The 23668-nt window shown below is 58.8% G+C and carries 23 protein-coding genes; 10 read left to right on the forward strand and 13 right to left on the reverse strand.

Annotated elements, in window-relative coordinates; all coding sequences use genetic code 11:
* Nucleotides 1–9: 9 nt before the first annotated feature.
* The 4 genes from KI797_RS11620 to KI797_RS11635 form a co-directional block, all read right to left on the reverse strand.
* On the reverse strand, nt 10–960 hold the full coding sequence (locus KI797_RS11620; RefSeq protein ID WP_005342491.1) for an IS1595-like element ISKpn3 family transposase: 951 nt from the start codon (nt 958–960) through the stop codon (nt 10–12).
* Between the two features lie 222 nt (nt 961–1182).
* The gene (locus KI797_RS11625; RefSeq protein ID WP_226169406.1) at nt 1183–1413 is read right to left on the reverse strand and encodes a hypothetical protein; all 231 of its coding nucleotides are present in this window, start codon (nt 1411–1413) and stop codon (nt 1183–1185) included.
* A gap of 111 nt (nt 1414–1524) precedes the next feature.
* Entirely contained in the window at nt 1525–1974 is a 450-nt protein-coding gene (locus tag KI797_RS11630; protein WP_226169408.1) for a hypothetical protein, read from the reverse strand.
* A gap of 523 nt (nt 1975–2497) precedes the next feature.
* The gene (locus KI797_RS11635) at nt 2498–2851 is read right to left on the reverse strand and encodes a hypothetical protein (RefSeq protein WP_134697098.1); all 354 of its coding nucleotides are present in this window, start codon (nt 2849–2851) and stop codon (nt 2498–2500) included.
* 788 nt (nt 2852–3639) lie between these two features.
* Here KI797_RS11635 and KI797_RS11640 point away from each other — a divergent pair.
* The gene (locus tag KI797_RS11640; RefSeq protein ID WP_026141915.1) at nt 3640–4620 is read left to right on the forward strand and encodes an IS5-like element IS5 family transposase; all 981 of its coding nucleotides are present in this window, start codon (nt 3640–3642) and stop codon (nt 4618–4620) included.
* 107 nt (nt 4621–4727) lie between these two features.
* Here the strand turns inward: KI797_RS11640 and KI797_RS11645 are convergent, their stop codons facing one another.
* From KI797_RS11645 to KI797_RS11660, 4 genes are all read right to left on the reverse strand, one after another.
* Nucleotides 4728–6074, reverse strand: a complete 1347-nt coding sequence (locus KI797_RS11645; RefSeq protein ID WP_226169410.1) for a virulence-associated E family protein — start codon at nt 6072–6074, stop codon at nt 4728–4730.
* Nucleotides 6071–6415, reverse strand: a complete 345-nt coding sequence (locus KI797_RS11650) for a hypothetical protein (protein ID WP_226169412.1) — start codon at nt 6413–6415, stop codon at nt 6071–6073. The genes KI797_RS11645 and KI797_RS11650 overlap by 4 nt, the downstream gene beginning before the upstream one ends.
* Nucleotides 6416–6557: 142 nt before the next feature.
* Complete coding sequence (locus tag KI797_RS11655; RefSeq protein ID WP_226169414.1) at nt 6558–6722, reverse strand: helix-turn-helix transcriptional regulator; 165 nt, start codon at nt 6720–6722, stop codon at nt 6558–6560.
* Nucleotides 6723–7004: 282 nt separating this feature from the next.
* A complete protein-coding gene (locus KI797_RS11660; RefSeq protein WP_226169416.1) occupies nt 7005–8315 on the reverse strand; it encodes a tyrosine-type recombinase/integrase in 1311 nt (436 codons plus the stop codon).
* Between the two features lie 368 nt (nt 8316–8683).
* On the opposite strand from KI797_RS11660, the gene dcuC reads away from it, so the two are divergent.
* From dcuC to KI797_RS11685, 5 genes are all read left to right on the forward strand, one after another.
* On the forward strand, nt 8684–10036 hold the full coding sequence (gene dcuC / locus KI797_RS11665) for an anaerobic C4-dicarboxylate transporter DcuC (protein ID WP_226169418.1): 1353 nt from the start codon (nt 8684–8686) through the stop codon (nt 10034–10036).
* 101 nt (nt 10037–10137) lie between these two features.
* Nucleotides 10138–11799 (forward strand): bifunctional metallophosphatase/5'-nucleotidase, encoded by a 1662-nt coding sequence (locus KI797_RS11670; protein WP_161507270.1) that lies wholly within the window; start codon nt 10138–10140, stop codon nt 11797–11799.
* A gap of 282 nt (nt 11800–12081) precedes the next feature.
* A complete protein-coding gene (locus KI797_RS11675) occupies nt 12082–13725 on the forward strand; it encodes a hypothetical protein (RefSeq protein ID WP_226169420.1) in 1644 nt (547 codons plus the stop codon).
* A 129-nt stretch (nt 13726–13854) separates the two neighbouring features.
* Nucleotides 13855–14358 (forward strand): M48 family metallopeptidase, encoded by a 504-nt coding sequence (locus tag KI797_RS11680; RefSeq protein WP_043132136.1) that lies wholly within the window; start codon nt 13855–13857, stop codon nt 14356–14358.
* Between the two features lie 84 nt (nt 14359–14442).
* On the forward strand, nt 14443–15204 hold the full coding sequence (locus tag KI797_RS11685) for a DUF2927 domain-containing protein (RefSeq protein WP_226169422.1): 762 nt from the start codon (nt 14443–14445) through the stop codon (nt 15202–15204).
* A gap of 131 nt (nt 15205–15335) precedes the next feature.
* Here KI797_RS11685 and KI797_RS11690 read toward each other — a convergent pair whose 3' ends face one another.
* Nucleotides 15336–15590 carry a DinI family protein gene (locus KI797_RS11690; protein ID WP_171269759.1) on the reverse strand — a complete coding sequence of 85 codons (255 nt, stop codon included), beginning with the start codon at nt 15588–15590 and terminating at the stop codon, nt 15336–15338.
* A 225-nt stretch (nt 15591–15815) separates the two neighbouring features.
* Between KI797_RS11690 and KI797_RS11695 the strand changes: the two genes are divergently transcribed.
* Together KI797_RS11695 and ykgO are read left to right on the forward strand one after the other, a co-directional pair.
* Nucleotides 15816–16085: a type B 50S ribosomal protein L31 gene (locus KI797_RS11695; RefSeq protein WP_039040091.1), complete on the forward strand. Its 270-nt coding sequence runs from the start codon at nt 15816–15818 to the stop codon at nt 16083–16085.
* Entirely contained in the window at nt 16082–16207 is a 126-nt protein-coding gene (gene ykgO / locus KI797_RS11700) for a type B 50S ribosomal protein L36 (RefSeq protein WP_010674479.1), read from the forward strand. Before KI797_RS11695 ends, ykgO begins: the two co-directional genes overlap by 4 nt.
* 81 nt (nt 16208–16288) lie before the next feature.
* Here the strand turns inward: ykgO and araC are convergent, their stop codons facing one another.
* The 4 genes from araC to KI797_RS11720 form a co-directional block, all read right to left on the reverse strand.
* Entirely contained in the window at nt 16289–17200 is a 912-nt protein-coding gene (gene araC / locus KI797_RS11705) for an arabinose operon transcriptional regulator AraC (protein ID WP_404801060.1), read from the reverse strand.
* Nucleotides 17201–17332: 132 nt separating this feature from the next.
* Nucleotides 17333–18334, reverse strand: coding sequence for an L-arabinose ABC transporter permease AraH (araH, locus tag KI797_RS11710; protein ID WP_226169423.1), 1002 nt, complete (start codon nt 18332–18334; stop codon nt 17333–17335).
* 48 nt (nt 18335–18382) lie between these two features.
* A complete protein-coding gene (araG, locus tag KI797_RS11715) occupies nt 18383–19879 on the reverse strand; it encodes an L-arabinose ABC transporter ATP-binding protein AraG (protein ID WP_226169425.1) in 1497 nt (498 codons plus the stop codon).
* 66 nt (nt 19880–19945) lie between these two features.
* Complete coding sequence (locus tag KI797_RS11720) at nt 19946–20929, reverse strand: arabinose ABC transporter substrate-binding protein (protein WP_226169427.1); 984 nt, start codon at nt 20927–20929, stop codon at nt 19946–19948.
* A gap of 360 nt (nt 20930–21289) precedes the next feature.
* On the opposite strand from KI797_RS11720, the gene KI797_RS11725 reads away from it, so the two are divergent.
* Together KI797_RS11725 and KI797_RS11730 are read left to right on the forward strand one after the other, a co-directional pair.
* Nucleotides 21290–22966: a ribulokinase gene (locus KI797_RS11725; protein WP_109112933.1), complete on the forward strand. Its 1677-nt coding sequence runs from the start codon at nt 21290–21292 to the stop codon at nt 22964–22966.
* Complete coding sequence (locus KI797_RS11730) at nt 22963–23661, forward strand: L-ribulose-5-phosphate 4-epimerase (protein WP_226169429.1); 699 nt, start codon at nt 22963–22965, stop codon at nt 23659–23661. Before KI797_RS11725 ends, KI797_RS11730 begins: the two co-directional genes overlap by 4 nt.
* Nucleotides 23662–23668 lie beyond the last annotated feature (7 nt).

Below are 23668 nucleotides of genomic sequence, written 5' to 3' on the forward strand. Positions count from 1 at the left end.
TGCTCCTGATTACCCATGACCCTCAGCCAGCTTCAAGAGCCGATATGGCATCGGAGGGCTTGCCACGACTGCATGCCCCAATTCAACCAACATGCTCTTGAGGTCAAAACGATGATTAAACCGGAAGCAGTATTCCGCAAGATGCCTTGGTAAATGCTTCGCTCCGAGCGTATGGCAACTGCCCCGCAGCGAGTTTTTCACATTTCCTATCATCGTGTTTACCCAGTTGAATGCCGGATGATCCAGCCAGTCCAGGTTGCCCCCGGTGACAACACCCAGGTGCTCACAATTGGCCTCCTTGACCGCTTTGAAACAGGCCAATCCATCGGATATCACCGCGCTACCACTGGCAATATGCCGTTTTGCCCAATCAGCAACGGACTTGGTTTTGAAACCATCGACCACCGTCATCCGCATCTTGATTGGATGTCCTTCCTTGTTCAGGGCCACTGCTGCCACAAACGGCGTCTTGCCTGCCGCGCCCCGACCCCGTTTGCCACCACGGCGCTCGCCACCCCAGTAGACATCATCGAGCTGAATGATGCCGCTGATGGGCTGCTTGTCATCGGACTCTTTCATGGCTTGCAGCAGCTTGTGCTTGAGCATCCAGGCGGTGTCATATTTGACGCCCAACTGGCGCTTTAGCTCCATCGCTGACAAGCCTGTTTTGGTTTGTGACAACAGGTGCATTGCCAGAAACCACTTGGTCAGTGGGAGCTTGGTGTTTGCGAAAATCGTGTTTCCAGTCAATGACATCTGGTGACGGCAGTGATTGCATTGCCACACACGTGGCCGCCTTCTCAGGCGACAACAGGTCTTGTTGGCACATTCAGGGCAGACAAAGCCGTTAGGAAAACGCCAAGTGAACAGCGCGTTTTCGCACTGAGCCTCAGTGCCATAGTCCTTGAGAAACTCAAACAGGCTGTAGCCTTTCTGGAATTGGATTTTGCTTTTGGCCATGATCTCGCACCTCGATAACTGTACGTAAGATCAGTATAGTTCGTGGTAACTGACTGCTAATCATGGGTAATCAGGTTGCTGCTTGTAGTATTCAAAAATAAAGCTGTTAATCTTCATGCTGTATAATTCCGCCGTAGTTAGTTTTTATTTGAATCGGGGCCTATTGCAGGCCCCTTTTTATTGCCGCCAAGAGTTATTCCGGACAATTAGCGGCAATCGCCATCATTCAGGCATGGGCTCGAACCCAGCTCGGTATTGGTTGGCAATATCACCGCCAAAGCCACCGCCGAAACTGTTAGATACGCCGTGGCTCTCGCCAGCTACCTTGGCTCGAAGTTCATTCAGCTCTTTAATGGCATTGTCGATTTCTTGCAGCACATCGTGACGCGATTTTTCATTCGCGATAATAGAGGTGGCGCGATTCAGGCTATTAAGGATTTTATTGCTGTTCATGATCTATGTTTCCGTCTGTTTATTAGGGATTGTTTACTACTAACGGGTCATTTATTCCGGCCCAAGGTTCTACGCGATTCGTTAAAAAGAAATAAAGACGCCGCCGCTTATTCACTTCTGCGCCTCCATTTCTCGAATTTTGGCCTTCATGGCATCGGCTATCTCGATGAAGTGCCCGCCTGCTTGTGGGTAGCTATTCAGCAAGCCAACCAGCGGCCCTAGCAGCTTGGTAACGCCCTCCGGGGTGATTACGCCGTCCCGCCCTGCATTAATCATCTGGTCGGGCAAGCCAAGGTAATGGCCGCCCTCTCCCTTAATCAGGGTGAAGGATTGCAGCTTAACGAGCTCTTTTAAATTCTTGGTAAGGTGAATTACAAACTCCCCCAAGAACTCAGCGGTTCTGTTATCGGTCTTGCTTCGCTCTGCCATGCTGCGCCAGTAATTAGCCTCGCTCCCATATGCAGCCACAAGGGCATCGACCACGAGGCGTTTATTACTGCGGCGTCCAAGTGGGCGACCGTGCGGATTACCAGATTTACCTTTTTTGAAGGTCATATTCATTGGCCTCGTGTCATTATCGCGGCGATCAGGACTTCAAAACTTCTTGCTGTGTCATTCGATAGCCAGCCGATAAGAAACATCGCCAGCCAATCCAAATTAATGATGAAGTCGCCGCCTTGATCGTCATTGTGATTCATAAGGGCGCTTGTTTATTTGCTTGATAACGCATTATAACCCCGCTGATTGCCACGCCAAAGCAAAAAGCGCGCCAACTAGGCGAAATAATTTGTAAGAGGGCGGAACTTCTCAAAACTAAGGGTGAACCTAATAAAACCTGAGGTTCAATTTCAGCTTACAGGTGTACGCTTGGTTTTCGGATATCACTAGGCCAACGTGCCGTGGTCGATATGCCGGAATGCGCGCTCACGGAAAGCCAATGGGACAGCACACTTCTGGACTCTCCACATGGCTAGCCAGAGAAAGGGGATTGCAGGTGCGGGAGTGTAGGGGGTCGCAGCTTCCACTAAACGGGCGTAAAAAACCCGCCTCAGTGGGCGGGCTCATCATCTATTTCTAGCTTTCGCTATTTCTCACACCCTTGCAGGGTTGTATCAATGATTTGGTCGCCCTCGACTCGCAATCCAATCGAGCCGACCAGGAAGGCATGATTCAGTTGGGTTACCACCACATCAGTCAAACCCACAGTGCATTTATCTTGCTCAATGGCACGATCCATCGCTGTTTTGACATTGGGGATGCCAAGTGGGAACAGAACTACAGGATAGCTATCCTCACCTGTTACACGTTTACCCTTAACGAACTTAGCGCCGTTAATGTTGTAATTTTTGGTGCTGCCAACAGTCATATCAGCAACGCGCACAGTACAGCCTGACAGCACGGCAATAGATAGGATGGACACTGCTACTAGCTTTTTCATTTAAGACCCCATTTCAAAAACGGGAAAAATAGCATGACTATCATGAGGGAGCCATTGGATTCTCAGCCCCTCTGCCAGGGTTCGGTATGGACTGCTCATTAGTGAGCAGTGATCCCGGCCGCCCGAACCTCATGGCACCACTGAAAACATGCGGGTGAAGTTGACGCGTTGGGGGCTATGCTGGGGGTTATCGCCATCGGTGCGCTATGGATTTGCCGGAAAGCCAGCAGCCGCAAGGGCTAGCCAGAAGGTGGGCAGGTTCATTACCTATGAACTAATGGGGTGAATGGTGAAACGGGTGAAACGGGTGAAACGGGTGAAACAATGGTGAAATAGATTTAGAGTTCTTTCACCACGCTACAAGCCGCGCCATTACCGGGTTTTCGCTGTTTTGGTGAAAGAGTGAAAGAGATTTTCTATAAATTTATTTTTGATGGTTAGTGGTGGTATATGGCGCTATTGGTATGATTTCCAAAGTTTTGGCGAACGTTCTTTCATTCATTCACCACATTACGCAAGCCGCTGTTTTTAAGGGCGTTTTAACCCAAAAGCTCTTTCAGCGCCCTTTCACCGCTCTATCACCATTCACCACTCACCAGTTAAGCAATGAGGGCAAACTTCCTAGCCTTCCGGCACGTTTCCTTTCTGGCCAGCACTCTTGTGAGTGGGAACAAAAAAGCCCCCGTGCTGGGGGCTCTATGTTTACGCTGCTTCATCTAGGGAAGGTGCGAACAAGTCCCTGATATGAGATCATGTTTGTCATCTGGAGCCATGGAACAGGGTTCATCATGAGTCATCAACTTACCTTCGCCGACAGTGAATTCAGCAGTAAGCGCCGTCAGACCAGAAAAGAGATTTTCTTGTCCCGCATGGAGCAGATTCTGCCATGGCAAAACATGGTGGAAGTCATCGAGCCGTTTTATCCCAAAGCCGGTAATGGTCGTCGGCCCTATCCGCTGGAAACCATGCTGCGCATTCACTGCATGCAGCATTGGTACAACCTGAGCGATGGCGCGATGGAAGATGCTCTGTACGAAATCGCCTCCATGCGTCTGTTTGCGCGGTTATCCCTGGATAGCGCCTTGCCGGACCGCACCACCATCATGAATTTCCGCCACCTGCTGGAGCAGCATCAACTGGCCCGCCAATTGTTCAAGACCATCAATCGCTGGCTGGCCGAAGCAGGCGTCATGATGACTCAAGGCACCTTGGTCGATGCCACCATCATTGAGGCACCCAGCTCGACCAAGAACAAAGAGCAGCAACGCGATCCGCAGATGCATCAGACCAAGAAAGGCAATCAGTGGCACTTTGGCATGAAGGCCCACATTGGTGTCGATGCCAAGAGTGGCCTGACCCACAGCCTAGTCACCACCGCTGCCAACGAGCATGACCTCAATCAGCTGGGTAATCTGCTGCATGGAGAGGAGCAATTTGTCTCAGCCGATGCCGGCTACCAAGGGGCGCCACAGCGCGAGGAGCTGGCTGAGGTGGATGTGGACTGGCTGATCGCCGAGCGCCCCGGCAAGGTAAGAACCTTGAAACAGCATCCACGCAAGAACAAAACGGCCATCAACATCGAATACATGAAAGCCAGCATCCGGGCCAAGGTGGAGCACCCATTTCGCATCATCAAGCGACAGTTCGGCTTCGTGAAAGCCAGATACAAGGGGTTGCTGAAAAACGATAACCAACTGGCGATGTTATTCACGCTGGCCAACCTGTTTCGGGCGGACCAAATGATACGTCAGTGGGAGAGATCTCACTAAAAACTGGGAATAACGCCTTAAATGGCGAAGAAACGGTCTAAATAGGCTGATTCAAGGCATTTACGGGAGAAAAGATCGGCTCAAACTGAAAAAATGAAATGACTGAGTCAGCCGAGAAGAATTTTCCCGCTTATTCGCACCTTCCCTAGCTCAATGCCAGATTGCTTGGGCATTGGTAATAGGTACTCAACTCGGCGGCCTCTCCCTTCACGTCTATCAATCACCCCTTCCTTGGCTAACAGGGCCAAGGCTTTACCCCACACTCTAACCATGCTGGACTTCTCACCCCGCAAGTTAACAACGTCACTTGCTGCCACCCACCGCTTGCCGTAGTGAGGCTTTGCAATGTGTTCCTCTACCAGGCACTGATACTGTGCAGACTTCTCGGCAAACGCATCATTCACGGCACATGCTCTTTCTTGCTCTTGCTCGGTCAGTGCCCACCCAGTGCCAGCGTCATACAGGGATTTCACCTCTAGCCAGAACTGGCGCAATAGCTCCGGCTTGTCGTGGCGCAATCTGCCACCGCTCCAGCTCCACCCCAACAGCTCATTAACCGCATCAAGTTGTACGGGGGCTGTCATCTCGACCACGGCAAATCGAGTTGAGCCTGATTCGTCTCTCAGGAAATGATCATCATTAACGGTGCCCACAAAGCAGGTCTGACGGCGCTTGATGGTCTCGGCTCGGTCGTATGGTAGCCGGATCTTGTCTTGGCTCATGGTCAGAAACGCCTTGAGTGCATCATTACCCTTTCGGGTTGTCTGGCCTATCTCACCAAGCTCACACACCCAGCTTTTGATGGTGGCTGATACAGAGTCCTTGCTGGTCGGATCTAGTGATAGCCCCTCAAGGAATGCCCCTTCAATCACACTGGCCAATCTAGACACAAAGGCCGTTTTCTTGAATGACTGGTCACCTTTAAGGACGGGTGTTAGCTTTGTACTGAATCTCTGCTCATATAGGGCCGCTACACAGCTAACCAGCCACTTAGTCATCACCGTGCGGGTGAATGCTGGGTCTGCGCTCGGGATGCAGTCGATTACCCGCCCCATGCGCTTAACGCCGTCCCACTTGCCACCGTCTAACCACTGCTTAACGGGGTGATATGCATTCTTGGCTGCCACGTTCGCGCAATGGTCATCAATGGCTACCTTTGGCAAGCCGTTGAGAACAGCGGCAGTAACCAAGTCAGAGCGGGTGACGTTCCAATCTGCACCAATCAGCGCGCCATTGCCGTCAACAACCTCTAAGGCGAGGTTCATCAGGTTAACGCGCAATCCCATGCCGCAATGGGCTAGCAAGTCGGACAGGTTAGTATTTGTCGCCAGCGGCTTGGGCTTCTCACCGCCCGACCAGTCTGTGAAGTTGCAACCGTCCTTTGCTTTCGGCTGCTCATGGTAGGCCGGAAGCTCCACGCCGATCTCTGCCATCAAATCCTTCAATTGGTTCATGCTGCCACCCCCTCAAAAGCCATGCGGGCGGCCTGTTCGGTTGCTACAAGCATTGCTCCGGCCAACGCTGCTGGATAGTCGGCAGGGCGGGTAAAACCTTGTGCCTTGCACTGCTCACCAACCCATTTGTTTGTGTAGCTTCCGAAAGGGGTAAGAGTGTGCTCACAGCGCCCCACGGTATGGGTGAAGAATGCCATCCCATCCTCGGCAAATCGGGTTGAGCAGCCCGCAGTTTTGACGATTTCGTGCATTAGCTCGGGGGTTACTGCATGGAGTGAGCGGCGAACCTGAATCACTCGCTTGTAGTTGACAGTACCCTGATTTATGCTAGTATCGAACATATGGTATTACCTTTTGGTTTTGACAGGTCTCTTGCCGGATACCCTGTCGAGATTGAAGAATTGCTGTATAACTCCCTGCATATGCGGGGATTTTTTTGCCTGCTGTTTGGCTCTCTGTTGTTTTCCTGCTTGTTTACCTCCCTTAGTTTCCATTGATAAAACTCATCACGTCCTGCTCTCTCCAGCGGTTCAGGCTCCCCATCTTGACTGGTGCCGGAAATCTGCCGTCCTTACGCCACGTCCAAAGAGTGGTGCGGCAAACCTGCAATGTATTCAGAACCTGTTTCTCGGTCAGTAGCTTGATCATATTGGCCTCGTTTTTGCATTGGGTTGCTTTGGATAAATCTGATTATACGGCACGTGCACACCTAAACAAGACCGAACAAAGCATCAGAACAGTGTCAACTACATGGTTTTAAAGGGTTTTTGTGTCAACTAGACGGGTTTGGGGGGAAAATCGCCCCCAACGCCAGACGGCGCCAAATGCGGGATTTTGTGAAAATAAGGAGATTGGGGGAAAAAAAGGATGTTAGTAACACTAATCTACATGATTAAAATATTTCATCGTTAAGGGCAAATAAAAACCCGCCTAAGCGGGTCTAGTTGTCGGGAGAATTGCCACATTGTCAGCCCGTAGCGCATCAAGGCGAGCCAGCCATAGGGTTAGCGCGGCCGCCTTTTCATCGAGATAGTGGGCGCGATTGTAAATCCCAGCAACCCCGCCCAGAGTGTGCCCCAGCTCGCTCTCAATGACGTGCGGGGCAATCCCTAGATTTGCCCAACCAGTGGCAACCGTCCGCCGTATATCGTGCGCGGTAAATGGCTCGGCAATGCCTGCTCGCTTGCAGATACCTCTGCACCATGCACTAACTGCCTCAACCCGTTTTAGCTCCCCGAGCACATAACCGGATTGCCTGTTGTACTCGACAACTGCCATCAGCCAGTCTTTCAACTCTGCGGGAATTGGCCTGACAATCTCCTTTCCTGTTTTGCTCCCCTCCCTCGGCACAGTCCACACCATTGTTTTAAAGTTGAAGTGCTTGGGCTCTGCCTGTCTAATCTCCCCGCTCCTGCAACCGAATATAAGATTGATCGCCACAAAAAGCCGATAGTAGTCGTTGGCATGTATCCCCTGAAAGTCGCCCAGCCAGCGCACAAGACTTTGCAGCTCGCCCCAATCCCTACCATCATGGCTAATCAAAGTCCGTTCGCGCTTCTCTGCTCTCTTGCCTCCAACATCTTCAAGTGTCAGGAGTTCGATCTCGGCATAGTCAAAATCATACTTAAGGCGACGGCACTCTTGCAGCGCCTGCTTAACCATCTGGAGCGTATAACTGGCGGCAACTGGCGCGGGGCGGCTTAAACTCTTGTTTGTTTTAGTGAAGCATTCCAGCCAGTGCGTCCGTTTCATCCGGCTAAGCGGCGAATCCCCATGCCAAGGGTAAATCCACTTATTGATCTGCTGGCGATGACTAACGACGTTCTTGCGCTTCATCAAGGCGTACCCATCAAGCCATTGATCAAGCGCCTGCCTGACGGTGATGGGAGCAAGTGTCTGCGCACGCTGCATCTTCAATTCATTGGCGGGATCTAGCCCCTGCTCTAGCCACGCGCTGCACTGGTCGCGCTTCTCATTGGCCTGTTTGAGCGTCAGCCCTGCCTTGCCATAGGCACCAAGTTTCAGATCTCGCTGCTTGCCCATCACGCTATATCGGAAGATGAAAGTCACCTTTCCGGTGGGATAGTGGTAAGCATATAGCCCGCCATCGCCTGCGATTTTCTTCGGCCTCTCCCCCTCGAACGGCTTTAGCCCCTTTAACTTCGTATCAGTCAGCGCCATCATTAACCCCCAAAGCAACACCCAGAAAATTTCTGAATACAAGCCTACGGGGATGAACAAGATTAAGCAAGCAGCACCACAAACCACCACTAAAAACAGTAACTTACAAGACAACAACAAACACGCCCACACCACAACAAACGCAAGCCAAATTCCTAATCAATGAATTAATAGTCAGTGTGGAGATTAACCGCGATCAGGGGCGCTGTCACCTGCTCTCGGTACCGGGGGTGGCACAGGGTAGGATCTCCCCCTGGGCGGATGGGGATTTGCAAGGGAGATCACAGCCAGCCACCATTCCCATGGTGAATTACTCCTTATGAGGTAATAATCCCGGCGCTTTTGTTGGCACATGTCAGGCTAGCCAGTCCAATCCTCTGCTCAGCCCGTTAGATGCCATACGTCACTCCATACTCAGGAACCTATTTATGATGGAACTCCTTATTGGCACCCTGGTCACCCTGGCCGTGGGTCGCTACATCTTCAAGGGCTATTCGGCGACCGGGGTGCTGCTCAGCGGCGGCCTCTTGCTGCTGGCGATCACCGCCCTGATGGGCAAGGCGGTGCTGCCAGCCAGCGTCGCCTCCACCGGCCACGTGGCCACAGACGTGTTCGAGTACGTGCGCTTCCTGCTGGTAGACAGGGGGGGCGGCCTCGGCATGCTGATCATGGTGCTGTGCGGCTTTGCCGGCTACATGAGCCACATAGGCGCCAACACCATCTTGGTGAAGCTGGCCAGCAAGCCCCTTGGCATCATCAAGTCCCCCTACATACTGCTGGTAGCCGCCTACCTGGTGGCCTGCGCCATGTCGCTGGCGGTGAGCTCTGCCACCGGCCTAGGCGTGCTGCTGATGGCGACCCTGTTCCCGTTGATGGTCAACATGGGGATCTCCCGCGGCGCCGCGGCTGCGGTGTGCGCCTCCCCGGCCGCCATCATACTGGCCCCCACCTCGGGGGACGTGGTGATGGCCGCCCAGGCCGCCAACATGGAGCTCATCGAGTTTGCCTTCAAGCTGACCCTGCCCATCTCCCTGACGGCCATCGCCGCCATGGCGGTGACCCACTTCTTCTGGCAGCGCTATCTGGACAGGAAGTCCGGCGAACACAACGAGGCGGTCGCCCCGAGCGATCTCATCACCGATGCCCCCGGCTTCTACGCCATACTGCCGTTCACCCCCATCATCGGTGTACTGCTGTTTGACGGCAAGCTGGGCCCCAAGCTCGACATCGTCACCATCATCGTCATCTGTCTGGTGCTGGCCGCCCTGCTGGAGCTGATGCGCAAGCGCAACGGCCGCGAGCTGCTGGACGGTCTGCAGGTGTGCTGGCGCAGCATGGCTGACGCCTTCGCCGGCGTGGTCATGCTCTTGGTGGGGGCCGGGGTCTTCGCCCAGGGGCTGATGGGGCTCGGTTTCATCGCCAATCTCCTGGATCTGGCCCAGAGCTTTGGCACAGGCGGCATCGTCATCATGCTGGTGCTGGTGGTCATCACCACCTTGGCCGCCTTTACCACGGGCTCGGGCAATGCCCCCTTCTATGCCTTCGTGGAGCGGATCCCGCACCTGGCCACCAGTCTGGGCGTCAATCCAGCCTACCTGGTGATCCCCATGCTGCAAGCCTCCAACCTGGGTCGCACCATCTCGCCGGTCTCCGGGGTGGTGGTCGCCTGTGCGGGCATGGGCAATCTATCCCCGTTCGAGGTGGTCAAGCGCACCTCTATGCCGGTCGCCGTCGGCCTGCTGGTGGTGATCCTCGCCACCCAGATCCTGGTGCCTGCCTGAGTACCGTCTGACTCTTTTCCAGCCCGGCGCCTGCCGGGCTGGCATCCCCCCCACTCCTTGCAGTAGACTCGGTGCTCTTTTTCCCTAAGGAGGACCGAGCCTTGAGTATTACGGTTCAACTTGCCCACTTCAGTGACTGCCACTCCCATTTCGATGGCGCCCCCATGCGCTTATCCCCTGAGGGTGAGTCCGAATGGCGCACCCAGTGTGGCGGCTACGGCCGCATCCTGACCCGGCTGGCCGCCCTGCGCCAGCAGGCTGCCGCTGCGGGCCAGACCTGCCTGCTGCTGCACGGGGGTGACACCTTCCAGGGGTCGCTCTATTTCAACCGCTTCAAGGGGCGGGCCAACGCCGACCTGCTCGGCCTGCTGCGACCGGATGCCATGGTGATCGGAAACCATGAATTCGATCTCGGCAACGGCCCGCTGGTGGAGTTTCTGCGCCAGCTCGACTATCCGGTGCTGGCCGCCAACCTCGACAGCAGCCAGGAGCCAGCCGATGCCCCGCTGCGGTTGCACGGCTTGCCACAACTGTTTGATGTCAGCCGCCCCTGGCACAGACGCGTCATCGACGGCGTCCCCTTCGCCCTGCTCGGCATCACCTTGCCGCAGATGGCCGCCATCGCAAGCCCGGATCCCCACACCCGCTTCCACGGCATCGAAGATACCCTCAACGCCGCCCTTGGCGAGATCAAGGCCGAAGGGATAGAGCACATCATCTTGCTCAGCCACCTGGGGCTGGAGCAGGACAAGAAGCTGGCAGCCCGTTTCCCCGAACTCAGCCTGATTGTCGGTGGCCACACCCACAGCCAGCTGGGGGATCTGGCCCCGCTCGGGCTGATGAGCGAGGGGAGCTACCCCTTGATGATCGAGGGGGTCGCCATACTGCATGCGGCCCACAGCGCGCTGTGCCTCGGGGTATGCGAGCTGGAATTTGATGAGCGCGGGCGCGTTTGCCAAAGCCGCGGCCAGCTGGAGTGGCTGCCCTGGCAGCCCTGGCCCTTTGCCTCGCCCCCGCCGGCAGGGCTCCATTTCTGCGAGCCGGCCCCCGAGATCGAGCAGCATCTGGCCAGGCGCTACCGGCCCGAACTCGAGACCATGACCCGGCGCATAGTGTCCCACCTCGCCGGGCCACTGCACCATAAGCGCCTGCCCGATGCCGCCCTGCCCGCCGGCAGTCAGGTCGCCCCCCTGGTGGCGAGCGCCATGCTGGCCGGTGCCCGCGAGCAGGTGGGCCAGGTGGATTTCGCCCTGCACAACGCAGGCGGCGTGCGCTGCTCACTCGAACCCGGCCCCTTGAGCGAGGCGGACATCGCCGGGCGCCTGCTGCCCTTTGCCATCCCGCTCACCCTCTACCGGGTGCACGGCCATGAGCTGGCGGAAGCGCTGGAGGGAGCCATCGACAACGCCACCAACAACGGCGTTGTCGGCAATGGCAGCGGCAGCTTCCCCTATACCGCCGGGATGCGCTTCAGTTATCAGGCAGACAAGCCCAGGGGGAGCCGGATCACTCGCCTCGAATGGGAGGCGAGCCCGGGTCAGTGGCAGAACGTCGAGATGGATGCCATCTATCGGGGGGTCTCCAGTGCCTACACCGCCTCAGGCAAGGAGGGCTACACGGCCCTGGCCCGCACCCTGACCCAACACAATCAGGAGCTCGGCATCACCCTGGCCGATGCCTTTATCCGCTGGGCCCGCCATCTGCCCGAGCTGGCCCCCCTGCCGGCACTGGTGGAATACCAGGGCGCCAGTCCCATGGCCTGAGGCCCCTCGCCGGGCCCTCCCCTGTCAAGGCGCCGCTTTTCTTCGTGAGAGCGGCGCTTGTTACATTTTTCAAGCACACTCCCCAGCCCCATTGCAGCGGACTGCCGGCCTCGGCAACATCAGGCAACAGCGGCTCCCGCTAATCATTTAGCCCACTGCGGGCACTGAAAACGCTACTTTTATACATTATTTCAAACACATCACCCCAGCCCATTGCATCGGACTGCCGGCCTCGGCAAGATAGGCCCGCTTTTACGTCTTTCCCGCAGGAACAGGTCATCCATGAATCACGCCATCCGTTTTACCCCTCAGCGCTACAACCCCGGGCTCAAGCCTCTGGTTGTCCTGCTCACCGCCCTGATGGCGCTGCTGTTTTGCTTGCGCAACCCGCTGTTCCACGGCATGGCGCCCGGCTTTGATGCCTCCCTGTTCGCTGTGATGGGCAAGATGTGGAGCGAGGGGGGCGTGCTCTATCGGGACATGATCGACATCAAGGGCCCCATGATCTTCGCCCTCGATGCCCTCGGCTACTCCCTGGGCGGCTTCTTCGGGATCTGGCTGCTGGAGTGGGTACTCTGCTGGCTCGGTCTGCTCGCCAGCTGGCAGGCCTTCTCCCAGCTGGGGCTCTCCCTGCGGGCCCGCCTCGGCAGCATGCTGGCGCTGCTGGCGCTCTACAGCACCCGCTACTACTACGGCAACATGACCGAGGACTGGACCTTCCACCTGGCCCTCATCGCCCAGTGGGCCTTCATCACCCTGCTGCTGGACAAGCAGTTTCGCTGGGGTCCGGCCCTGGTGGCGGCCCTCACCTTCGCCATCGTGGCCTGGATGCGCACCAACAACGGCGCCTTCTGGGGGGCTTGGTATCTGGTGCTGTTCTGCCACTGGTGTCTGCGTGAGCAGTGGCGTTGCGCCTTCGGTCTGCTCTGCTCCAGCCTGCTGGGACTGGCCCTGGTCGGCGGCCCGCTGTTTGCCTACTTCCAGCACCACGGCCTGTTGGCCGAATTCCAATACTACGCCTTCGGCATCTTCTTCGAGGGGAGCTACGGCAACGGCTTCTCGCCGGAGGTGGGGGCCGTCGGCCTGCTGCGCACCGGCCTCGTCATGCTGCTGCCGGCCTTCATGGTGTTGATGCTGGGTCGCCGCCAGGAGTGGTATCTGCCTGCCCTCTGCGCCACCCTGTTTGGTGTGCTCTTTACCCTGATCGCCAACTCCGTCTCCGGCCACGTGTTCGATCACTATGACGTGCTCTACCTGCAGCTTGGCCTGCTGCCTCTGGCCTGCCTGCTGGATCGCAGCGAACAACAGTCCGATGCCCTGGGCCTGCTCTGCATCTCGCTGGTGGTGCTGACCGCCAGTTGGCTGCTGGCCCAGCAGCTCGGTTACGGCTGGAGCACCAAGGAGTGGTCGCTTGAGCGGGTGCGCGAAGTGCTCGGCAACAGCCTGCTGTGGGCCCTGCCAGTGCTCATCCTGGTGCCGCTCTGGCGCGCCTGGGATGTGCGCAGCGCCACCCCCTGGCTGGCGTCACTCGCCATGCTGGCTCTGCTGGTCAACAATGCCTGGGAGGGCAACCTCAAGGGCAAGCCGTTCAATCAGCCGGCCCAGGTCAGGGTCGACAGGATCAAGGCCGAGACAGGGCCGAGCGACAAGATCTGGGTCGACGGCATACAGCCGCAATACTATCTGTGGACCGATCGCCAGCCCGCCTCCGCCTATCTGTTCTTCGCCAACGTCAACCCGCCCTATGACGTGCGCGAGCGGGTGCTGGCCGACATCCGGCGGCAGGATCCCAAGTTCATCATCGCCAAGCCGGAGCGGGTGGCAGAGCAGCTGAAAACGCCGAGCTCTCCCTCCAGCCTCGCCTTCTATCAATATCTGACGGACCGTTATGAAGAGGTGGATCCGGGTCTCTATCGCCGTCGCTGAGACCGATTGCGAAAGTCGGGGCCGTCGCTGGCAACAGCGACGGCCCCTTTCATTGGCGTGCAGACGTGTGTTCAAGGGGACCCATCATGATTACAATGGCGCTCTTTTTAGTGTGAAGGGGGAGACATCATGGCGGAACTGACCTATCTGGGGGGCTATCCTGACCCCCTCAAGAGCCAGGTACAGCAGTTGATCGCGGCAGGGAAACTCGGCGAGATGCTGGCCAAACGCTACCCTGAGACCCACCTCGTCCAGAGTGACAAGGCGCTGCTTGCCTATACCATGGAGCTGAAAAACCGCTACCTGAAAAGCTCGGCGCCGCTCTCCAAGGTTATCTTCGACGGCAAGATCAACGTGATCAAGGATGCCCTCGGCCTGCACACCTATGTCAGCCGGGTACAGGGCAACAAGCTCAAAGCCAAGAACGAGATCCGCATCGCCGCCCTGTTCAAGGAGGCCCATCCCGCCTTCCTGAAGATGATAGTGGTGCACGAGCTGGCCCACTTGCGGGAGAAGGATCACAACAAGGCCTTCTACCAGCTCTGCCTGCACATGGAACCGGACTATCATCAACTGGAGTTCGATCTCAGGCTCTGGCTCACCTGGCGTGACATCGAACGCACCTCGGGCTGAGGCCATCGGTTGCAAGGAGGCAAGATGATCCCAGGGCACACTCGTTCAGGGCATAGCTGTCGTCATGCCGCGCGAGGCCGGGTGATGGCCCTGTGGCTCGCCATGCTGCTGCCCTGCTCCCTGCTGGCAACCGAGCGCTGGCAGAGCGACGACTATCTGATCCAGAGCTTCATGGAAGTCGCCATGAAGCGGGAATATGGTCATGAGGCCCAGGTACGCTTCTCCCGCTGGCAAGGCCCCATCCGCCTCAAGCTCATCAACGAGTTTGGCGACAAGGCGCTGCAGGCCGAGGTGGTCAAGGTGCAGAGCCAGCATCTGGCCAGGATCACTGGCCACCCCATACAGCTCGTCAGCGACAACCCCAATCTCACCCTCATCATGACCAGGCACCAGCAGATGGCCGGCTGGGCCCGCCGCACCATGCGCCAGGATGACTCTGTCGGCATTGCCCTCAAGGAGGGGATCTGCCTGGCCAATTTCGCGACCAACGGCCGCTATGAGATCACCCGTGCCACCATCATCATCCCGGTGGACTACAGCCGGGCTAAGGGCCGTTTTCTGGATTGCGTAGTGGAGGAGCTCACCCAGGTGATGGGGCTGCCCAATGACTCGGACAAGGTGTTTCCCTCCATCTTCAACGACAACAGCATCGACAGCTTCCCCACCGGGCTCGACTATGTGCTGCTCAAGCTCGCCTATCATCCCGCCCTCCATGCCGGCATGACCACCGACGAGGTGCGCACAGCCCTGCCCATCGCCCTCAAGGCGCTTCGCGCCAATGGCGACATCGCAGAGGCCAACCAGCGGGTACAGAACGGCAGCCTCAGACGCTGGGCCGGGCTCTGAGCCCTCTTAGCTGGCCCAGCACCCTGCCACCTTCTCACAAACACAAAACGCAGCCTTGAGCTGCGTTTCGTTCAAACCGGGGTAAGAGCCAGCCTGTTACCATGACAGGCAAAATGACAACCTGTTCCTGATCAGACTTCGGCGCCTTCCGCCTCCGGCATCCAGCTCTCGGCGTTCTCCCATACTTCCTGCACCATGGCCTCGGCCAGTTCCCTGTCCTCCTTGCTGGCGCGGCTGACCGTCAGGGCCATTGCGCTGCCAGGGGCGACCCGCACATGTAGATCAGGGAATCGCTCGCCCAGTTGCTTGAGCAACTCCTGACGCAGCGCCTCCATGGTCGCAGTGGGGATCTGATGTTTTCTGTCGATGATGATTTCCAGGCGCATAGGGTACGTCTCCATGATAATTAACTGTATTTTTATACAGTAATTTTAAAAAGTAAAGATGGTGGCTGCACATAGGCCCTCACCGCTCACACCTTCTCGCTGACGATGTGCAGCCGAACGGCCCCGATTTTCCCCCATCGCTGTCATCATGGAAAAAACAGTTGATATTGATTCTCATCCATCGCATTATTCATGCCTTGTTATAACATAACAACAGAGGCAATCATGCGCCCCCATATTCACCCTGAATACCGCAAGGTTCTGTTCCACGATCTCGCCAGCAATACCTACTTTCTGATCGGCTCCACGCTGGCCACCGATCGCACCAGAGAGTGGGAAGATGGCAACACCTACCCCTATGTGACGCTGGATGTCTCCAGCGCGTCCCACCCCTTCTATACCGGCAAACAGAAGCAGGTCGGCAAGGAAGGTCAGGTCGCTCGCTTCGGCCAGCGATTCGGTCAGTTCTTCAGCAAAGGAAAAGAGAAACAATGAAAGTCCTCGCCTCCCTGAAATCCGCCAAGTCGCGTCACCCAGACTGTCAGATCGTGCGTCGGCGCGGCAAGCTGTTCGTCATCTGCAAGAGCAATCCCAGATTCAAGGCTCGCCAGGGTTGATCCCCGCCCCTTGCCGCACCTGAATGACAAAGCCCTCATCACGAGGGCTTTGTCGTCTCTCTGACCTTGCCGAACCCGGCATCACAGCGGGGTGGCGCATTTGCGGTATTCGGTGGGGCTGACCCCTACCCGCTTCCTGAACACCCGCGAGAAGTAGAGCTGATCGTCATAGCCCACCTGCTGGCCTATGGTGGCCACCGACAGCGGCGTGGTCTGCAGCAGCAGCTTGGCCCGCATGATCCGCTGATCCTCGCGCCAGCGCACTATGCTCACCCCCACCTGCTCGCGAAACAGGTGGGCCAGCCGTGACGGGGACAAAAACACCTGCTCCGCCAGCGCCTCCACCGAGATCTCGGCGCAGAGCGATTCGCTCAGGATCTGGCACGCCTGGTGCACCCGGTGATCTATGGTGGGGTAGGCACTTAGGGAGGAGGCTTCATAGCAGCGAATAAGCAGCCGCTCCAGCAGGTTCATGGCCAGTTGCTCCGACATGGGCCGCAGCTGCTTGTGGGTCTCCTCGATGTCGAGGAAGAGGGCGTCGAATTCGGTGAGCAGCTGGTTGTCCGCCAGTTGCAGTCGCCCCACCCGCTCCGTCACCTGGGGCCACTTGAGCCAGTCAGCCCAATAGGCCCGCGGACGGAAATAGACCCAGCGGTGATACCACTCCCGGGCATCCGGCGCCCGGCCGTAATGGTGCACCGCCGCGGGTGGAAAGAGCAGCAGGTCGCCGGGCTCCACGGTGAAGGCCGTGTCCCCCTGAAAGATCTGCCCCTTGCCCTTGATGGTCAGATTGACGATGAACCCCTTCATGCCGTGGGGCCTGTCGATGGTGAAATCCAGCGCGCTCCCCTGCTCTATGGGAGTCATCCCCGAGACCAGGAAGACGTCGAAGGCGTAGCCAGGCAGCAGGGGATTGAGTTGTTTCGGCTTCTCTTTTTGCATCGAGGACATGGCGGAAAACAGGGTTTCGGTAAAAAAGTCGACATGGGCCATTGTAGAGATCCGGCGTAGGAACCCCCTAAGTTCGCAAGCTGTTCGTTGTGAAATTGTTGAACTGGCTCACAGCTTGCCGGGGAAAACACCGGGCCGGCGCGAGGCCGGCCCGGTGACGAGGAAAGACATCGCTCAGATACGGGCTTTGCGCACCTGCTTGTAGCGGTCGAACAGCACGGCGGCGAGCAGGATGAGGCCACGCACCACGTACTGGGCAAACGGGGAGATGTTGAGCAGGTTCATGGCGTTCTCCATCAGCCCCAGGATCAGCACCCCGGCGATGATGTAGGAGATCTTGCCGATCCCCCCCTTCATGGAGACCCCACCCAGCACGCAGGCGGAGATCACCACCAGCTCGAAGCCGATGGAGGTCATGGGCTGGCCCGAGGTCATGCGCGAGGCGAGTATGATCCCCGCGATGGAGGCAATCAGCCCGGTCATGGTGAAGATGATGATCTTGGTGCGCACCACGTTGACCCCGGCCAGACGTGCCGCCTCCTCGTTACCCCCCATGGCCAGGGTATTGCGCCCGAAGGTGGTCTTGTTGAGCAGCAGCCCGAACAGCACGAAGCAGACCGCCGTCAGCCAGATGGGCGTCGGGATGCCGAACAGGGCGGAGTTGCCAAGCTCGAAGAAGCCCTCTTCCACTATGCCCACCGCCTTGCCGTCGGAGATGATGTAGCCCACCCCACGCGCCATCTGCATGGTGGCAAGGGTGGTGATGAGGGCGTTGATCTTGAATTTGGCCACGACGAGGCCGTTGATGAGGCCAAAGACAAGGCCCACCGAGAGACCGGCCAGAATGCCAAGGGGGATGCTCTCGGTGGCGTTGATGCCCACCGCGCAGGCAACCCCGGAGCAGGCCACCACGGAGCCCACCGACATGTCGAACTCGCCGGAGGCGAGGCAGAACAGCATGCCGCAGGCCACCATACCCGACATGGAGACGGCAAGCCCGAGCCCCCGCATGTTGATCAGGCTGGCGAAGTTGGGGACCAGCACGCAGGCGAGCAGGAACAGGATGGCGAAGATCACCAGCATGCCGTACTGATCCCAGATGCGGGTCAGTTGCAGGCGGGTACCGCTCGCCGCGGTGTCGTTGGCGGCTTGGCCGACCAAGGTCGTTGTTGTCATGGTATTTCTCCTGAAAATTCCGGGTGCTATCTCGTTGCGGTCAGCAGATCAACGGGCCGGCATGGCCAGATTGAGCGCCTTGACCTCGTTGGCCTCGTCGTGGGAAAGCTCGCCGGCGATCTCCCCCTCCCGCATGACCAGGATCCGATCCGCGATGCCCAGCACCTCCGGCAGCTCGCTCGATACCACCACCACGGCGATGCCCACCTTGGCCAGATCGTAAATCACGTTGTAAATCTCGTTCTTCGCCCCGACGTCGATGCCCCGGGTCGGTTCATCGAGCAGGATCACTTTCATGTCTTCCGACAGCCAGCGCCCCAGAATGGCCTTCTGCTGGTTGCCGCCGGAGAGGTTCATGATGGCCTGCTGGGGAGACGGGGTCTTGACCCGCATGTCGCGGATCCGCAGCCTCGCGTTCTCGTCCTCCCACTGCTGGTTGATCCAGAAGCCTCCCCACGCGTGGTGGCGGCGGGCGCTGATGTTGATGTTCTCCTGCACCGAATGGATGGGGATGATGCCGAGCGCCTTCCTGTCTTCGGTGCAGAGCATGATGCCGCTGCGAATGGCGTCGATGGGGCTCTGAATGACCACCTGTTTGCCAAACACCGATATCTCGCCCCCTCGAGGTGTCTCGGCACCGAAGATAAGCTTCATCAGCTCGCTGCGCCCGGCCCCCACCAGCCCGAAGATGCCGAGGATCTCCCCGCGTTTCACCTCGAGCGACACCGGCGCCTTGAGGCCGGGCCCCATCAGGTGCTCCACCTTGAGGCCCGCCTCGCCAAGCGGCCTTGGGCTGTAACCATAGATGTCGGTCAGTTCGCGCCCCACCATGGTCTTGACCAGCAGATCCCGGTCCACCTCGGCCATGGAAGCGAAGGTGCGCACGAACTGGCCATCCTTGAACACCGTGATGGCATCGCACAGGGCGAAGATCTCGTCCATGCGGTGGGAGACGTAGAGAATGACCTTGCCCTCGTCCCGCAACTGGCGGATGACCCGAAACAGCTGCTCAATCTCGCGGGACGACAGGCTGCTGGTCGGCTCGTCGAAGGCGATGACGCTGGCGTCCCGGGTCAGCGCCTTGGCGATCTCCACCATCTGCCACTGACCCAGGGACAGGTACTTGAGCGGCGTCTCGGGGGAGACATCCATCCCGAGGCGTGCCAGCTGCCTGGCTGCATCCTGATAGAGCTTCTCCCGATCGATGACGCCGCGCCGGGTCGGCAACTGCCCCAGGTAGATGTTCTCCGCCACGCTCATTTCAGGGACCAGGTGCAGCTCCTGATAGATGATGGCAATCCCGCTCTCAAGGGCATCGACCGTGTTTTGGAACACTTTCTCCTGACCCGCCAGCTTCACCACCCCGCGGGTGGGCGCCTGAAAACCGCTCAGGATCTTGAGCAGGGTGGACTTGCCCGCGCCGTTCTCCCCCATCAGCGCGTGTACCGTGCCCTGCTGGCAACAGAAGGAGACGTTCTTCAGCGCCTTGACGCCGGGAAACTCCTTGCTGATGCCGCAAAACTCCAGATATGGAACTTGATTCATGAGATGACTCCAGCCAGCCGGCACGGCGCACTCCGCCATGCCGGCATGGGTATCAAGGGATGGGGATCACAGCCCTTTCTTTTGCAGCTCGACCTTGAAGTTGTCGCGGGTGATGAGCACCACGTCGGTCACCTCGGTGAATTTGGCCGGCTCGGCGCCGTTGACGACCCAGTCATGGAGCATCTGGATGCTCTTGTAGCCGTGTACGTCCGGGCTGGGCAGCAGGGAGCCGAGGAAGCCGGTGGCGCTGGACTTGGAGAGCTCGTTCACCGCATCCACCCCGTTGATGCCGATGCCGATGACGTTCTCCGCCTTGAAGCCCTGCCCTTCGGTGGCGCGCACGCCGCCGAGCACCGTGTTGTCATTCATGCCGACGATGAGCCAGTTCTTGACCTCGGGGTGTTGCACCAGCATGGAGTTGGCGGCATCCAGCGCCCCCGGAATGTCGTTGCTCTTGGTGGGCGCGCGGAAGATCTGGCCCTCGGGGAAACCGGCGACCTTGAGCGCGCCCAGGGAGCCCTCGACCCGGCGACGGGCGGTGTCGAGCTCGTCGGCGGTGATGGCGAGCACCCCGGTCGCCTTTACGTCCCACTGGCGCTTTTGCATCTCCTTGTAGAGCTCCTGCCCCTGACGCTCGCCAATCTTGGTGGCGGCCATCATTACCAGTGGCACCTGCTCCATGGGCTGGCCCTTGGCGTTGACGAACTGGTCATCCACCGTGATGACCTTCAGATCCATGCTGTTGGCCTTGGCCATGATGGCGGCACCGAGTTTGGGATCCGGGGTACAGATGACGAAGCCCTTGGCGCCATTCGCCGCCAGACTGTCGATGGCATTGAGGGTCTTCTCGCCATCGGGGACGGCTATCTTGATCACCTCGAAGCCCAGATCCTTGCCCGCCTTGTCGGCGAAGTTCCACTCGGTCTGGAACCAGGGCTCCTCGGGCTGCTTGACCAGGTAGCCCAGCTTCAGCGCTTCGGCCGAGAAAGCAGAATTTGCCATACCAAGGGCGAACCCCATCGCGATCATGCCTTTAACGATTTTGTTCATGCGAATGTCTCCAACGGTTCTATCAATCCATGTATTCACGCAGTGCTGCTCGTTGAGTCAATCAAGTCGCAGCCATATAAAAACATGCTTAAACAGGACTTTATTGTTGTTGCTGGTTGAGCGAACCAAGTTGTAATCGTTTTCACAATTTAAAATGGAGAGCAGGATCACGCCATGAGATTGCAGCCATTTCGTCTATATAATTAGCAATTTCGTCACATATTGAATTTTAGAGAGCCGTCACCCTGTCGCACTGACAGCGTTAAAATCCATATTTCCAGCAGCCAATGGCTAACCGCCCCTCCTGCCCATCTCCTATGGTTCCCCCCAGTCACCCCTCATTGATGGTCAGGAGCACTTATGTCTGAGCACATCGTCATCGGACTCGATTTCGGCAGCGACTCGGTCAGGGCACTCGCCGTGCGCTGCCAGGACGGCGCCGAGCTGGCGACCCATGTCGTCTATTACCCGCGCTGGCAGGCAGGCCACTACTGCCAACCGGTCAACAACCAGTTCCGCCACCACCCCCTCGACTATCTGGAGTCCATGGAGCAGGCAGTGGTGGCGGTGGTGAGCCAGCTCACGCCGAGTCAGCGTACCGCCGTGCGCGGCATCGGGGTGGACAGCACCGGCTCCACCCCCGCCCCCATCGACAGAGAGGGGCGCGTGCTGGCCCTGCGTCCGGAGTTTGCCGACAACCCCAACGCCATGTTCGTGCTGTGGAAGGATCACACCGCCATCGAGGAGGCGGAGGCCATCACCGCCCTGTGCCACGGCGGCCAGTTCCCCGACTACAGCCGCTACATCGGCGGCATCTACTCCTCCGAGTGGTTCTGGGCCAAGATCCTGCACGTCTCCCGCGCCGATGCCGCCGTGCGCGCCGCCGCCTGCAACTGGGTCGAGCTGTGTGACTGGGTACCCGCCATCCTGAGCGGTACCCAGGCCCCGGCCACCCTCAAGCGCGGGCGCTGTGCCGCCGGCCACAAGTCCCTCTGGCACCCGAGCTGGGGCGGCCTGCCCTCCGCCGACTTCCTCAATGCCCTGGATCCCCTGCTGACGGAGGATCTCGACTTCCCCCTCTTTACCGACAGCTGGACCGCCGATCTCCCGGTCGGCACCCTGACCCCGGAGTGGGCGGAGCGGCTGCACCTCTCCTGCGAGGTGGTGATCGCCGGCGGCGCCTTTGACTGCCACATGGGGGCGGTGGGAGCCGGGGCCGGCAACAATGCCCTGGTGAAGGTGATAGGCACCTCCACCTGCGACATCCTGATCGCCGACGAGGCCACCATAGGTGATCGGGCCATTGCCGGTATCTGCGGCCAGGTGGACGGCAGCGTGGTGCCGGGCATGGTGGGGCTGGAGGCGGGACAGTCCGCGTTCGGTGACATCTATGCCTGGTATCAGCGCCAGCTCGGCTGGCCCCTGGACAGCCTCGCCGCCCAGTATCCGGAGCTTCGCACCGCCATCGAGCGCCACAAGCAGGCCCTGCTACCCAGCCTTGCCGCCGCCTGGGATCAGCAGCGCGACCTGGCGCACCTGCCGGTGGTGCTCGACTGGTTCAACGGCCGGCGTACCCCCTATGCCAACCAGCGCCTGCAGGGCACCCTCACGGGGATCAACCTCGGTACCGATGCCCCCGACTTGTTCGGCGCCCTGGTGACCTCCACCGCCTTCGGTGCCCGTAGCATCATGGAGTGCATGACCAGTCAGCAGGTGCCGGTGGAGCAGGTGATCGCCCTTGGCGGCATTGCCCGCAAGTCCGCCACCGTGATGCAGACCTGCGCCGACGTGATGAACAGGCCCATCCAGGTGGTGGCCTCGGATCAGTGCTGCGCCCTGGGGGCGGCCATCTTTGCCGCCGTGGCGGCCGGGATCCATCCCGATGTGGCCAAGGCCCAGCACCACATGGCGAGCGCCGTGGAGCGCACCCACCAGCCACACCCTGAGCGGGTCGCCGAGTATGAACGCCTCTACCAGCGCTACCTCGCCTGGGGCGCCGCCGCCGAACCCCTCTACAACCGGGGGGTGTCGGCATGAACCTCAAGACCCTCAAGGAGCAGGTGCTCGCCGCCAATCTGGATCTGCCGCGCCATGGCCTGGTGACCTTCACCTGGGGCAACGTGAGCGGCATCGACCGAGAGCGCAATCTGGTGGTGATAAAGCCAAGCGGCGTCAGCTACGAGCGGATGCGGGTCGAGGACATGGTGGTGCTGGATCTGGCGGGCAAGCAGGTGGAGGGCGCCTTGCGCCCCTCCTCCGACACCGCCACCCACCTGGTGCTCTATCGCGCCTATCCGGAGCTTGGCGGCGTGGTGCACACCCACTCCACCCACGCCACCGCCTGGGCCCAGGCGGGGCGCCCCATCCCCATTTTCGGCACCACCCAGGCCGACTACTTCCACGGCGAGATCCCCTGCTCCCGCCTGCTCACCCCGGGCGAAGTGGAGGAGGATTACGAGGGGCTGACCGGTCATCTCATCGTCGAAACCCTCAAGCAGACCCCCATCCTCACCATGCCGGGGGTGCTGGTGGCCAACCACGGCCCCTTCAGCTGGGGCAAGAGTGCCGAAGACGCGGTGCACAACGCCGTGGTGCTGGAGGAGGTGGCGCGCATGGCCTGGCTCACCGGCCAGATCAACCCCACGGCCCACCCACTGCCCGATTACCTGCTGGAGAAGCACTACCAGCGCAAACATGGCAAACACGCCTATTACGGCCAGACAAAAGCATAATGAGGAC

Origin of the sequence: Aeromonas media (assembly GCF_020423125.1) — a bacterium.
In the GTDB taxonomy this organism is placed as follows: domain Bacteria; phylum Pseudomonadota; class Gammaproteobacteria; order Enterobacterales; family Aeromonadaceae; genus Aeromonas; species Aeromonas media.

Excerpts from the sequence above, each read along its gene's own strand:
- ykgO (WP_010674479.1), top strand. The coding sequence starts at position 16,082 with ATGAAAGTCCTCGCCTCCCTGAAATCCGCCAAGTCGCGTCACCCAGAC.
- KI797_RS11680 (WP_043132136.1), top strand. The coding sequence starts at position 13,855 with ATGGCGGAACTGACCTATCTGGGGGGCTATCCTGACCCCCTCAAGAGC.
- KI797_RS11675 (WP_226169420.1), top strand. The coding sequence starts at position 12,082 with ATGAATCACGCCATCCGTTTTACCCCTCAGCGCTACAACCCCGGGCTC.
- KI797_RS11635 (WP_134697098.1), bottom strand. The coding sequence starts at position 2,851 with ATGAAAAAGCTAGTAGCAGTGTCCATCCTATCTATTGCCGTGCTGTCA.
- araH (WP_226169423.1), bottom strand. The coding sequence starts at position 18,334 with ATGACAACAACGACCTTGGTCGGCCAAGCCGCCAACGACACCGCGGCG.
- dcuC (WP_226169418.1), top strand. The coding sequence starts at position 8,684 with ATGATGGAACTCCTTATTGGCACCCTGGTCACCCTGGCCGTGGGTCGC.
- KI797_RS11645 (WP_226169410.1), bottom strand. The coding sequence starts at position 6,074 with ATGAACCAATTGAAGGATTTGATGGCAGAGATCGGCGTGGAGCTTCCG.
- KI797_RS11625 (WP_226169406.1), bottom strand. The coding sequence starts at position 1,413 with ATGAACAGCAATAAAATCCTTAATAGCCTGAATCGCGCCACCTCTATT.
- KI797_RS11640 (WP_026141915.1), top strand. The coding sequence starts at position 3,640 with ATGAGTCATCAACTTACCTTCGCCGACAGTGAATTCAGCAGTAAGCGC.
- KI797_RS11695 (WP_039040091.1), top strand. The coding sequence starts at position 15,816 with ATGCGCCCCCATATTCACCCTGAATACCGCAAGGTTCTGTTCCACGAT.
- araG (WP_226169425.1), bottom strand. The coding sequence starts at position 19,879 with ATGAATCAAGTTCCATATCTGGAGTTTTGCGGCATCAGCAAGGAGTTT.
- KI797_RS11630 (WP_226169408.1), bottom strand. The coding sequence starts at position 1,974 with ATGAATATGACCTTCAAAAAAGGTAAATCTGGTAATCCGCACGGTCGC.
- KI797_RS11730 (WP_226169429.1), top strand. The coding sequence starts at position 22,963 with ATGAACCTCAAGACCCTCAAGGAGCAGGTGCTCGCCGCCAATCTGGAT.
- araC (WP_404801060.1), bottom strand. The coding sequence starts at position 17,200 with ATGGCCCATGTCGACTTTTTTACCGAAACCCTGTTTTCCGCCATGTCC.
- KI797_RS11620 (WP_005342491.1), bottom strand. The coding sequence starts at position 960 with ATGGCCAAAAGCAAAATCCAATTCCAGAAAGGCTACAGCCTGTTTGAG.
- KI797_RS11685 (WP_226169422.1), top strand. The coding sequence starts at position 14,443 with ATGGCCCTGTGGCTCGCCATGCTGCTGCCCTGCTCCCTGCTGGCAACC.
- KI797_RS11650 (WP_226169412.1), bottom strand. The coding sequence starts at position 6,415 with ATGTTCGATACTAGCATAAATCAGGGTACTGTCAACTACAAGCGAGTG.
- KI797_RS11720 (WP_226169427.1), bottom strand. The coding sequence starts at position 20,929 with ATGAACAAAATCGTTAAAGGCATGATCGCGATGGGGTTCGCCCTTGGT.
- KI797_RS11690 (WP_171269759.1), bottom strand. The coding sequence starts at position 15,590 with ATGCGCCTGGAAATCATCATCGACAGAAAACATCAGATCCCCACTGCG.
- KI797_RS11655 (WP_226169414.1), bottom strand. The coding sequence starts at position 6,722 with ATGATCAAGCTACTGACCGAGAAACAGGTTCTGAATACATTGCAGGTT.
- KI797_RS11725 (WP_109112933.1), top strand. The coding sequence starts at position 21,290 with ATGTCTGAGCACATCGTCATCGGACTCGATTTCGGCAGCGACTCGGTC.